Raw genomic sequence first — 10,813 nt, 5'->3', positions numbered from 1 at the left:
TCGCAGGAGTTTTCGAAGGACACCGGCTCCGGCTTGACGGTCATCGCCGGCGTTCCGGTCCAGTGAGCTGCTTTCGCTTCCTACGATGCCGCGCCGGCCGTCCGTTGTCTGCGCTGGCAGCACCCATTCGGGCCCCGTGCCAACGGCAGTCCCGGCATACCCGCTAACTGCAATACGCCGTCCGCGGCCTGCCGCCCTCCTGGATTCGTAACTCTGCGTTGTCCTGTCGTTGACGGACGGTTCGGGTTTGCGCGCCGAGTCGCCAGGTAGATCGTTTGCCTAGGTCAGGGGTGTCTCTCGGAACATCCCGGTGGTGAGAGGAGTTCTGCGAACGGAGGCGGCGCTGCCCTGGAGAACCGGGGCGGAAGGTGCCGGAAAACTTCGGGAGGTGTGTCGATCTGACCGTGTCCCATTCGTCGTCATGTTGTACGGCAACCCGCCGCGCGAGGACATAGAGAGAGTCGGGTCATGAAGTACATGTTGCTGATCTACGGTGCCGCGACGACCGACGGGGCCGACCAGTGCGACTTCGAGGAGTGGGCGCGCTATGACAAGGCGCTGAAAGAGGCGGGAATCTGGGTCACCGGGCACGCGCTGAAGGATCTGACCACCGCCACGACGGTCCGGGTCGGCCCGGCAGGTGAGCGGACCGTGACCACGGACGGGCCGTTCGCCGAGACCCGCGAGATCCTCGGCGGCTACGACATCATCGACGTACCGAACCTCGACGTCGCGCTCGACTGGGCCGCCCGCTGCCCCGGATCGCGCGACGGCGGATCGGTCGTGGTGCGGCCGGTCGCCGAGTTCGAGCTCTGACCCCGATGGACGAGCGGGCCGCCGGTGCCAGATCGTCCGTGGAGTCGATGTTCCGTGAGGAACACGGCCGGCTACTCGCCTCCCTGGTCCGCCGCTTCGGTGATCTCGATCTCGCCGAGGAGGTCGCCTCCGAGGCCGTCGAGGCGGCGCTGGTGCACTGGCCGGTCGAGGGCGTTCCGGCCAGGCCCGGGGCCTGGCTGCTGACGACGGCCCGGCGCCGGGCCGTCGACCGGCTGCGGCGGGACCAGGCCTACGCCGCCCGGCTCGCCATCCTGCAGGTGGAGGCGGATCGGGCGGACCCCGCCCCATCTGCGGACACGAACAGCGATCTTCCTGACGAGCGGCTGCAACTGTTCTTCACCTGTGCCCACCCGGCCCTTCCCGCCGACGATCGCGTGGCCCTGACCCTGCGCTGCCTGGCCGACCTGACGACGTCCGAGGTCGCACGGGCCTTTCTCGTCCCGCCCGCGACGATGGCCCAGCGGATCGTGCGGGCGAAGAGGAAGATCCGCGAGGCCCGCATCCCGTTCCGGGTGCCCGGCGCCGACGAATTGCCGGAGCGCCTGCCGGGGGTGCTCCAGGTCATCTATTCGATCTTCACCGAGGGGTACGCGGCCAGCTCGGGCTCGGATCTGCAGCGGCTCGACCTCGCCGAGGAGGCCATCAGGCTGGCGCGGATCCTGCACCGGTTGCTACCCGCTGAACGGGAGGTCGCCGGACTGCTCGGGCTGATGCTGCTGGTCCATGCGCGACGCGATGCCCGGAGCGGTCCGGGCGGCGAACTCGTGCTGCTCGATGACCAGGACCGCGGCCGCTGGGACCGCGTGATGATCGAGGAGGGCAGCGGCCTGGTACTCGTCGCGCTGACCGGTGGTCCACCCGGCCTGTACGGGGTTCAGGCCGCGATCGCCGCTCTGCACGACGAGGCCGCGGACGTCGCGACCACCGACTGGCCGCAGATCGTGGCGCTCTACGACGTGCTGCTCGCTCTCGCGCCGTCCCCGGTCGTCGCGCTGAACCGGGCCGCGGCGGTGGCGATGCGCGACGGGCCGGAGACGGGCCTGGCGCTGCTCGACGAGTTGGCAGCCGAGCCGCGACTGCGCGGCTACCACCCCTACCCGGCGGCCCGGGCGGATCTGCTGTGCCGGCTCGGCCGGTTTCCAGAGGCCGCGGCGGCCTACCGGGAGGCGCTCGACCTGGTCGGCACCGAACCCGAACGTGCCCACCTGCGGGGCAGGCTGAGCGCGGTCACGACGGCAGGTCCGGCCGGCACCTGACGGTTGGAGAACAAGGAGAGTTGGACATGGACCGTGACGAGATCCTCGCCTGGGTGAAGGCCGAACGGCTCAGCCTCGCCGACTTCCTCGATGACCTCGACGATCACGAGTGGAAGGCGGCCTCCCTCTGCTCCGGCTGGACCGTGCACGACGTGGCCGCGCACCTGACGCTGTCCACGCGCACCACGCTCCTCGGCACGATCAAGGGCATGATCCGGGCACGCGGCGACTGGGAGCGGATGGAGGCCGACCTGGCACGGGAACGGGCGGCCCGGTTCGGGCCCGCGGAGCTCATCGCGCAGTTCCGCGAGACGGCGGGTTCGCCTCGTCGCGCGCCGGGCTCCGCCCCGTTGGACCCGCTCACCGACGCGCTGGTGCACGGGCAGGACATCGCGCGACCGCTCGGGCGGGCGCGGGAGATGCCCGCGGAGCGGACGGTCGCGGCGCTCGATCACGTCTGGCGCAGCTTCTTCTACGGCGCCCGCAAGCGCTTCCGCGGCACGCGGCCGGTCGCCACCGACCTGGACTGGTCGGCGGGCGAGGGGCCGGACGAGGTTCGAGGGCCGGCGGCCGACCTGCTCCTGCTGGCGACCGGACGAGCCGCCGGACTCGCGGGCCTGTCCGGGCCGGGCGTCGAGCGAATCGCGGCCACGCTGTAGGCATGCGTGTCGAGGTGCGGGTATCGACGGTTGAACATGGTGCACGAGCGTCCGGGTCCGCCGACCTCGGAAGCCGGTGGGTGGGCGAAGGAGAGCCGGGCCGGAGCCAGGCTGATCATCCAGCGCTGGGTCAGTTCACCTCCCTGTGGATCACGCGCACCGCGCCGGCCGTCATCGGGATGACGATCCAGAAGATCGTCGACACGGCCAGCCGAGCGGCGTCGCCACCGGTCATGTCGCCGGCCATCAGGGGAGTGACGGTGGTGTTCAGGTCGAACCACTCGACCAGGACCTCGCCGACGGCGCCGAGCCTGCCGACCACGGCCCACAGGATCGGGGTCGACAGGCAGATCACGATCGCGGCCGGTGCGTTCAGCAGCAGCATGCCCACGGCGAGCCCCATCGCGACCACGAGGACGTTCGTCCCGGTCCAGCCGAGCAGGGCGAGGGGCGCGACCTCCCAGCCGGCCGGGACGTTCTGAACACCGGCGATGACAGCCGTCACCGGCACCGCGACCAGCATCGCGAACAGGGAGGCGGCCACGGCCGTGATCAACGGCGGCAGGCACTTGGCGGCCAGCACCCGCCGGCGCCGGGGTTCGAGCACGAAGGTGGTCAGGGCGGTGCGGTGGCTCCATTCGCCGGTCACCGTAAGGATGCCGAGCACGGGGAGCAAGGTCCCGAGTCCGATTCCGGCGGTGCCGACCAAGGTGTGCAGCTCCGGACCGGAGACGACGCCGCGACCGATGATGGACGCGATCACCAGGGTGACCAGGCCCGCGGTCATGATCTTGCTGCTGCGGGTGTCGAAGAGCTTGCGGGTCTCGACCGACAGCAGCCGGCGGAACGGAATCGGTGTCCGGGGCCGATGGGCGTCCGCGCTCTTCGAGCCGACACCCCTGGCGTCGTCCGTCCTGGTGTCGTTCATCGAGTCTTTCTGGGAGGAGGTCATTCGGGGCTCCGGTCGGCGTTCGCGGTCAGTTCGAGGAAGGTCTGTTCGAGGCTCCGGCCCTGGCCGAGCTCGCCGACGGTGCCCTGGGCGAGGACGCGGCCGCGGCCGATCATCACGATGTGGTCGGCGACCTGCTCCACCTCATGCAGCAGGTGCGAGCTGAGCAGCACGGAGCAACCCGAGCCGGAGAGGCCACGGAGCAGCCCACGCATCCACTGGATGCCCTGGGGGTCGAGACCGTTGGCGGGCTCGTCCAGGATGAGCACCCTGGGCCGGCCGAGGAGCGCGTGACCGATGCCGAGACGCTGCCTCATGCCGAGCGAGTAGCCGCCGGCAGTCCGCCGGCTCTCCCGGCCGGTCAGCCCGACCAGGTCGAGGACCTCGTCGACCCGCGACCTCGGCAGGCCGAGCGTCATCGCGCCCAGGGTCAGGATCTCCCGCCCGGTGCGGCCGGGATGCTGGGCGCCGGCGTCGAGCAGCGTGCCGACCTGGGAACCCGGGCAGTCCAGCTCGGTGTACGGCCGGCCCAGCACGGTGGCCGAGCCCGAGGTGGCGCGGGAGAGCCCGACCAGGATGCGCATGGCCGTCGACTTTCCGGCGCCGTTGGGCCCGAGGAAGCCGGTGATGCTCCCTGCTCCGACGGTGAAGGACACGTTGTCGAGTGCCTTGACACCTCTGTAGACCTTGCTGACGTGGCTGAATTCGATCACGGATCCAGTCCATCGGATGTGCGGCCACAGGTCATCGAACCCAGGTCGAGGGCCACCGGACGCGGGGCCGGATTCCTCTCCCCGGTTCTCGACCTGTGGCCACCTGGATATCGACCCAGGTCGCTAAGGCATCGGCCCGCTGCTCCATAAGCTGTGGGCTGTGGACGACCGTACGGAGAATCAGCTGGGCATCGCGCTGCGCTACCTGTGCGCCGTGCTGCCGATGCTGTTCTACGGCGTCGTCCTGGTCGTGATCGTCTCCCGGGATCGTGACCGGCTCGCATGGGCGCTGGCCGATGTGGGGCTCGGCGTGATCGGGCTGGTCCTGATCCGCTGGCGGCGTCGCCGGCCGTGGCCGACCGCGCTGGCGACCGCTCTGCTGACCGTTTTCTCCACCACGGCGACCGGCCCCGCCCAGGTCGCGTACGTGTCCCTGGGAACGCATCGTCGGTGGCGCCAGTTCATCCCGGTCACGGTCGTGTCCTGGCTGTGCCTGGTGGCACGTTCCAGCTGGAACGGCGTCAACCAGGCGACCGTCGTCTCCGTGGTGACCGGAACCGTCATCCTCGGCGGGCTGATCGTCTTCGGCCTGTACCTGCGCGGGCGTCGTGACCTGGCCGTCTCACAGCGAGAGGCGGTACTGGCCGCGGGGCGCGAACAGCTGCAGCGGATCGAGCAGGCCAAGCTGGCGGAACGGGCCAAGATCGCCCAGGAGATGCATGACGTCCTGGCTCACCGGATCTCCCTGCTGTCGATGCTCGCCGGCGGCCTGGCGTACCGGACCGACCTCACTGCCGAGGAGACCCGCGAGACCGCATTGGCCATCCAGGAGAACGCACACCAGTCGCTGAACGAACTACGCGGCGTGCTCGGCACGCTCCGGTCCGACGGCGCCCTGGAGGCCCCGCAGCCGAACCTGGCCCACGTGGATGCCCTGTTCGACGAGGTGCGCGCCGCCGGCCAGCAGGTCGAGGTGGACGACACCATCGACAACCGGGAACTGCTGCCGACGCAGACCGGCCGGCACGCGTACCGGATCGTGCAGGAGGCCCTCACCAATGCGCGCAAGCACGCGCCGGGCAGCCGGGTGACGGCCGAGCTCGGCGGGCGGCCGGGTGACGGTCTGCGAATTCGGGTGAGCAACCCGGCGCCGGCCGGGACGTCCGCAGGCCCCGGCGGGAGGCTGGGGCTGGTCGGTCTGGCCGAACGGACCCGGATGGCCGGTGGCACCATCAGCCATGCCGTCCAGAACGGACGCTTCGTCCTCGACGTCCGGCTGCCATGGGAGGCTTGACACTGTGATCCGACTGGTGATCGTGGATGACGACCCGATGGTACGGACCGGGCTGCGTCTCATTCTCGGTGGCGAGCCCGACCTGGAGCTCGTCGGCGAGGCCGGGGACGGCCTGCAGGCCATGGGCGTGATCCGTGACCTGCGGCCCGATGTCGTGTTGATGGACATCCGGATGCCCAACCAGGACGGGCTGACCACCACCGAGCTGCTGCTGGCCCGGCCGGACCCGCCCCGGATCCTCGTGCTCACCACCTTCGACGCCGACGACATGGTGCTCCGGGCCCTGCGGCTTGGTGCCGACGGCTTCCTGCTGAAGGACACGCCGCCACCGAAGATGATCGAGGCGGTTCGCGCCGTGGCGAAGGGGGAGCCGGTGCTGTCGCCGAGCGTCACACACCAGGTGATCGCCGCTGCCACCGGTAGGCACGAACCACGGCGCGCGGAGGCGCAACGGGAGCTGGCCAAGCTCACCGAACGCGAGCGCGAGGTCGCGATCGAGGTGGCCCGGGGCGGCTCGAACGCCGAGATCGCCGAACGTCTCTACATGAGCGTCGCGACGGTGAAGGCGAACATCACCCGGATCTTCGCCAAGCTGGGGGCCGACAACCGTGTCCAGGTCGCCATGAAGGTGCGCGACGCCGATCTCCGCTGAACGTGAACGAGCGACCCCGTTCAGGGTCTTCAGTAGGGGAGGAAGATCTGGCGTTCCGTCGCGCTGTCGTCGAAGGACTCCAGCCGGGTCTGTCCTTCGGTGGACAGGGTGTCCAGCATGGTGTGGAGCAGCGCGGTGCACAGAACCGTGGGACCGGCGTGGGAGTCGAAGGCGAAATCAGAGCTCACCGGTGCGAGCAGGACCTCGTCCGCGAGCTCGGTGAGCCGGCCCACCGGCTGGTCGGTGATGAGGGCGATCTTCAGCCCGACCCGACGCGCCCAGGTGAGCCCCTGTTCCAGCTCGCGCGGGTAGCGCGGCAAGCCGATGGCGAGCACCCATTCGGCTCCGGAGTCCGCCGCCCGGCTCAGCCGGTCCTCCGCGATCGAGCCCGCGATGTCCAGCACCCGTACGTCGGGGAGCACCTTCTCCGCGAGATGGCCGAACAGGTGCGCCAGCGGTGCGGAGATCCGAAGTCCCATCACGAGGAGAGGGCGCGACCTGGCCAGTTGACCCGCCACCTCCCGGAGCTGACTCAGATCCCGGAGGCTGTCCCGCAGTCGTTCAAGGTCGCGGATCTCGGAGTTGACCAGCTCCTGGATCTCGTTGAGGTTCTCCGCGGGCAGCGCCGGCCGTGCGCCGCCGAACACCGATGAGCGGAGCGCGTCCCGGAACTCGGGGAACCCCCTGAATCCGAGCGCGGCGGCGAAGCGGGTGACCGACGGTTGGCTGACGCCCACACGCTCGGCGATGTCGGCACTGGTGAAGAAGACGGCTTCCTGCGCGTGCTCAAGCAGGTAGCGCGCGATCCGGCGCTGTGAGGGGGAGAGCCGGTGGTCGTCGAAGAGCCCGCGCAGGTTCGCGGCGATCCGCGACGCGTCCGGCACGGCGAGCGGCTGGCCGGTCTCTCTGGCGTGCCCCATTCTTGAACTTCCCTTCCCCGCGGAGTGACGGACTCAGCGATGATTCTCACCGCCCGGCGGGCAAGGTGATCGGGTTTTGGCCGCATGACTTCAAGAGTGTGGGGCGAAAGCGGCGCCGGGCGGCCCCCACAGGGGACCGCCCGGCTTATCGGGGCGTGCTCAGTGCTTCGGGCCGTTGCCGTTGAAGCGGGTCTTGCACTCCTGCAGCCGCACATCGACCTGCTCGCCCCTGTCGACGGTGACCTTCACCGTCTCAAGGACCTCACCGTTCGGACGGGCACAGGTGAGCGTCCAGCTCTCCTGGAGGAAGTTGCCCGGGCCGGTGGCGACGACACCGTTCTCGGTGTAGGCCGGGACCGGCCGCACCGACGGGTTGACGTGCCAGGTGAACTTGCCGTTGGTCGGGGCGACCAGGCTGGACTCCAGGTGGGTGGGGACCGCCTGGGGCGGGTCGAGGACAGTGCTCGTCTGCCGGATCGGCGCGGTCCACAGGTCGAAGTCCTTCGTGATCGTCAGAACCGCGCCCTTCGGCGCCTTGCCCGTGATCACGGAGTGTCCCGCCGGGTCCGCCGCGTACTCCAGGGCCACCAGGAACGCCTCACGGTTCGACTTGCCCTCGTAGCGACCGGTGCCGAGGTAGTCCTCGATCACCTCGGGGTAGGTGTTGTTGGTCGACTGGGTCTTCATGATCTCGTACGTGAAACCGAGGCCGCGGGTGGCGTAGTACGACCAGTCCGGGGTTTCGCCGGTCGTCTCGTAGTCGAAGCCCGACTTCATGCCCACGTAGCCGTTCTTGGCGGCCATCGCGTCGGTCAGGGCGGCGTAGACGGCCTCGTCGGGGGTGTCGCCCGCGCGCTTCTCCAGCGGCGGACGGAGGAGGGTGTGCCCGGAGGTGTGGTTCGTGATCAGGACGGTGACCTGGTTGTTCGTGGTCAGGTCCATGATGTTCCGCACCTCGGGCTCGGAGGCCGGCGCCGGGCCGCGGTTCGTCACGTTGGAACCCGCGTTGCTGCCCCAGCCGAAGGGGTAGTTGCGGTTGAGGTCGACCCCGCCGCTGCTGGCGCACGTCGGCGAGATGCCGCAGCTGGTGCGCCGGTTGATGACGAACCCGTCCACGTTGACGACCGGGACGAAGATGACCCGCGCCTGGTCGAGCAGGCGCTTGATCTTCGGGTCCTTCCCGGAGTTGTTCACCAGGTCGTAGGCGAACTCCAGGGTGTGCTCACCCGAGGGCCACTCGTTCCCGTGGTGTATTCCCATCATGAACAGGACGGGCTTGCCGTCGGAGGCGTTGACGTCGCGGGTCACCTCGATGCCGTACACCTCGCGGCCCTGGCGGGTCTTGTGCGGCAACGTGATGTGCTTGACGAGGTCGGGGTACTGCTTGCTCAGCGCGAGCATCTCGTCGTTGTAGTCGGTGATCGTCCGGTAGGTGGTCCGGCCGCTGGGCAGCGTTGCTGACTGCGCCGCCAGCAGCTGGGCGGTTGCTGCGATGTCGGTGGACTCGGCGAAGGTGGTGGTGGCCGCCGGAATGCTGAGACTTCCCAGAAGTCCGACGCTCAACGCAAGCGTCAAAACGCGTTTCTTGGCGCTCCAGGTCGCGGGGGACTGCGAGTCTCTTGAAGACATGCTGAAAGGACCTTTCTAGCCACGGACGAATTGGCGTCAGAAACGCGCGCTTCTTCCCGCTCTGTTCTTTCGGGAGCGCTCTTGGATAACCGACTATCGACCGTTGATTGCAAACTTTCAGTTAGTCTTAGCCATGAATGTATGGTTGTCAACCAGCTGTGCCGATGGTATTTCCGCACATGTGTGGAATGTCGGGGGTGAGGGATGCCTTCGAAACGCGGCCGGAGCGGGCGGGGCGCCGCCGGGCGGGTGAGCCTCGACTCGGATCGGGTGGGGTGTCGTGCGGGTGCTCAGGTGCGGTGGTGGGTCGCTGGGTGCCAAGTTAATCGGGACATGGGCCATATGGTGGTTAAGGGTCTGTTACAAAATGGGGCCGACCGGTTCCCGGGACGTCGCGGGCAGCGGCTCGATCGGTACGACGGTCAGGGAGAAACACCTGGTCATGACGTCGTACGGGCGAGCACTTCCAGGGGGCTGGCCAGTATTTCGGAGAAGGCGAGTTCGGCCGCGCCGATCAGGGTGACATCGTTCCCGAGAGCCGAGGTGCGGAGCTGTACCTTCTCCCGGGAGATCACCAGCCCATTGGCCGCCACCCGGCGATGGACCTGGTCCGCCGAGCCCCGGTAGATGTCACGCAGCATCCCGCCGAAGATCACCAATCCGGGGTTGAAGAGGTTGATCAGGTTCGCCACCCCGATGCCGAGCCAGTCGCCGATCCGGTCCAGCGCGTTCTGGGCCGCGAGGTCGCCGCGGCCGGCGGCGTCCACCACGGCCCGTATGCCGTCGTGGCCGACCAGTTCGGAGGCCCGGCCGGCGGCGTCGAGCAGGGCCTGCTCGCCGACCTCCGCCTCAAGGCAGCCTCGCGAGCCGCATCCGCAGGGCCGCCCGTTGTACGGGTTCACTATCATGTGCCCGAGCTCGCAGCCGTACCCGCCGTCGCCGTCCAGCAGCTTGCCGCCGACGATGATCCCGCCACCCACGCCGACATCCCCGTGCAGGTAGACCAGGTTCGCGAAGCCGATGCCCACCCCGCGTTCGTGCTCGGCCAGCGCGCCCAGGTGGGCCTCGTTGCCCACGGAGACCGGCAGCCCGAGCCCCAGCCTGAGGCCGAGTTCGGCACCGAAGGCCTGGTCCACCCAGCCCATGTTCGGCCCGAAACGCACCATCCCGTCACCGGGCCGGATCATGCCGCAGTAGGCCGCGCCGACTCCGACGCAGATCGAGTCCGGAGCCGCCTCGCGGTGTATCCGGCGGGCCAACCCGGCGAGCACCTCGACCACGTCGTCGAGGTCGGCCCCGGCGCGCGCCCGGACCGCCTCCCTGCGGTCCAGGATCTTCCCGCCCAGCCCGACCCTGGCGGCGACCAACCGGTCCACGGCGACGTCAAACGCCAGTACGTACACCCGGTCGGACTCCGGCCGGACCACCAGCGACGGCCGGCCCGCCCTGCCGGTCTCCTTGGGGAGTTCCTCGCGGACCAGGCCCGCCGAGGTGAGCTCCGAGGTCAACGCCATGATCGTGCTGCGGTTCAGCCCCATCCGATCGGCCAGCACCGTGCGGGAGACCGGGCCGCCGAGGTGAACATGCCGGAGCAGGGTGCCCAGATTGTGCTGGCGGATCTCCTCCTGGGACGGACCGGCTTTCAGCATCGTGGGGATCCTGACGACTCGGGGCTGCCGCCGTTGTGCTTGACGACAATGGTGATTCTAGATTCTTAGCGCACTCCGCGGAATCGTCAGGTCGTTCGTGGGCGCGGTGGAGGAACATCCGGCCCCGGACGCGGTCGACAGGGCGTCGGCCGCCTGCTCGCACCGCACTGACGAGCCGGCGGAAAAGACCGCGGACCTGGGGCCCGCGGGGGGGGGGGGGGGGCCCCCGCCCCCGGGGGGGGGGGGGGGGCGAGA

At 69.4% G+C, this 10,813-nt stretch carries 10 protein-coding genes; 5 read left to right on the top strand and 5 right to left on the bottom strand.

All coding sequences use genetic code 11. From position 1 onward, the window contains the following. Positions 1-468 precede the first annotated feature (468 nt). The 3 genes from ABZU75_RS42545 to ABZU75_RS42535 are packed head-to-tail and all read left to right on the top strand — an operon-like array spanning position 469 to position 2,752. Positions 469-816, top strand: coding sequence for a YciI family protein (locus ABZU75_RS42545; protein WP_355567876.1), 348 nt, complete (start codon positions 469-471; stop codon positions 814-816). A gap of 5 nt (positions 817-821) precedes the next feature. Then, positions 822-2,093 carry an RNA polymerase sigma factor gene (locus ABZU75_RS42540; protein WP_355567873.1) on the top strand — a complete coding sequence of 424 codons (1,272 nt, stop codon included), beginning with the start codon at positions 822-824 and terminating at the stop codon, positions 2,091-2,093. Between the two features lie 26 nt (positions 2,094-2,119). After that, positions 2,120-2,752 carry a maleylpyruvate isomerase family mycothiol-dependent enzyme gene (locus ABZU75_RS42535; protein WP_355567870.1) on the top strand — a complete coding sequence of 211 codons (633 nt, stop codon included), beginning with the start codon at positions 2,120-2,122 and terminating at the stop codon, positions 2,750-2,752. A 130-nt stretch (positions 2,753-2,882) separates the two neighbouring features. Here ABZU75_RS42535 and ABZU75_RS42530 read toward each other — a convergent pair whose 3' ends face one another. Both ABZU75_RS42530 and ABZU75_RS42525 read right to left on the bottom strand, forming a co-directional pair. Further along, positions 2,883-3,680, bottom strand: a complete 798-nt coding sequence (locus ABZU75_RS42530) for a hypothetical protein (protein ID WP_355567867.1) — start codon at positions 3,678-3,680, stop codon at positions 2,883-2,885. Between the two features lie 20 nt (positions 3,681-3,700). Further along, complete coding sequence (locus tag ABZU75_RS42525; protein WP_355567864.1) at positions 3,701-4,414, bottom strand: ATP-binding cassette domain-containing protein; 714 nt, start codon at positions 4,412-4,414, stop codon at positions 3,701-3,703. A 160-nt stretch (positions 4,415-4,574) separates the two neighbouring features. On the opposite strand from ABZU75_RS42525, the gene ABZU75_RS42520 reads away from it, so the two are divergent. Both ABZU75_RS42520 and ABZU75_RS42515 read left to right on the top strand, forming a co-directional pair. Further along, entirely contained in the window at positions 4,575-5,708 is a 1,134-nt protein-coding gene (locus tag ABZU75_RS42520) for a histidine kinase (RefSeq protein ID WP_355567861.1), read from the top strand. Between the two features lie 4 nt (positions 5,709-5,712). Beyond that, on the top strand, positions 5,713-6,360 hold the full coding sequence (locus tag ABZU75_RS42515) for a response regulator transcription factor (protein ID WP_355567858.1): 648 nt from the start codon (positions 5,713-5,715) through the stop codon (positions 6,358-6,360). A gap of 29 nt (positions 6,361-6,389) precedes the next feature. Here ABZU75_RS42515 and ABZU75_RS42510 read toward each other — a convergent pair whose 3' ends face one another. The 3 genes from ABZU75_RS42510 to ABZU75_RS42500 all read right to left on the bottom strand — a co-directional run bounded on the left by ABZU75_RS42510 (position 6,390) and on the right by ABZU75_RS42500 (position 10,558). Next, positions 6,390-7,280 (bottom strand): MurR/RpiR family transcriptional regulator, encoded by an 891-nt coding sequence (locus tag ABZU75_RS42510; protein ID WP_350958793.1) that lies wholly within the window; start codon positions 7,278-7,280, stop codon positions 6,390-6,392. 159 nt (positions 7,281-7,439) lie between these two features. After that, positions 7,440-8,843 carry a M14 family zinc carboxypeptidase gene (locus ABZU75_RS42505; protein WP_355567854.1) on the bottom strand — a complete coding sequence of 468 codons (1,404 nt, stop codon included), beginning with the start codon at positions 8,841-8,843 and terminating at the stop codon, positions 7,440-7,442. A 506-nt stretch (positions 8,844-9,349) separates the two neighbouring features. Next, the gene (locus ABZU75_RS42500; protein ID WP_355567851.1) at positions 9,350-10,558 is read right to left on the bottom strand and encodes an ROK family transcriptional regulator; all 1,209 of its coding nucleotides are present in this window, start codon (positions 10,556-10,558) and stop codon (positions 9,350-9,352) included. Between the last annotated feature and the right edge of the window lie 255 nt (positions 10,559-10,813).

It is taken from the genome of Streptosporangium sp. NPDC005286 (genome assembly GCF_040607515.1).
Classification (GTDB): domain Bacteria; phylum Actinomycetota; class Actinomycetes; order Streptosporangiales; family Streptosporangiaceae; genus Streptosporangium.
The sequence above is the reverse complement of the archived record's forward strand: the minus strand, read 5'-3'. Positions and strand labels throughout refer to the sequence as shown.

Excerpts from the sequence above, each read along its gene's own strand:
- ABZU75_RS42540 (WP_355567873.1), top strand. The coding sequence starts at position 822 with ATGGACGAGCGGGCCGCCGGTGCCAGATCGTCCGTGGAGTCGATGTTC.
- ABZU75_RS42545 (WP_355567876.1), top strand. The coding sequence starts at position 469 with ATGAAGTACATGTTGCTGATCTACGGTGCCGCGACGACCGACGGGGCC.
- ABZU75_RS42500 (WP_355567851.1), bottom strand. The coding sequence starts at position 10,558 with ATGCTGAAAGCCGGTCCGTCCCAGGAGGAGATCCGCCAGCACAATCTG.
- ABZU75_RS42530 (WP_355567867.1), bottom strand. The coding sequence starts at position 3,680 with ATGAACGACACCAGGACGGACGACGCCAGGGGTGTCGGCTCGAAGAGC.
- ABZU75_RS42535 (WP_355567870.1), top strand. The coding sequence starts at position 2,120 with ATGGACCGTGACGAGATCCTCGCCTGGGTGAAGGCCGAACGGCTCAGC.
- ABZU75_RS42510 (WP_350958793.1), bottom strand. The coding sequence starts at position 7,280 with ATGGGGCACGCCAGAGAGACCGGCCAGCCGCTCGCCGTGCCGGACGCG.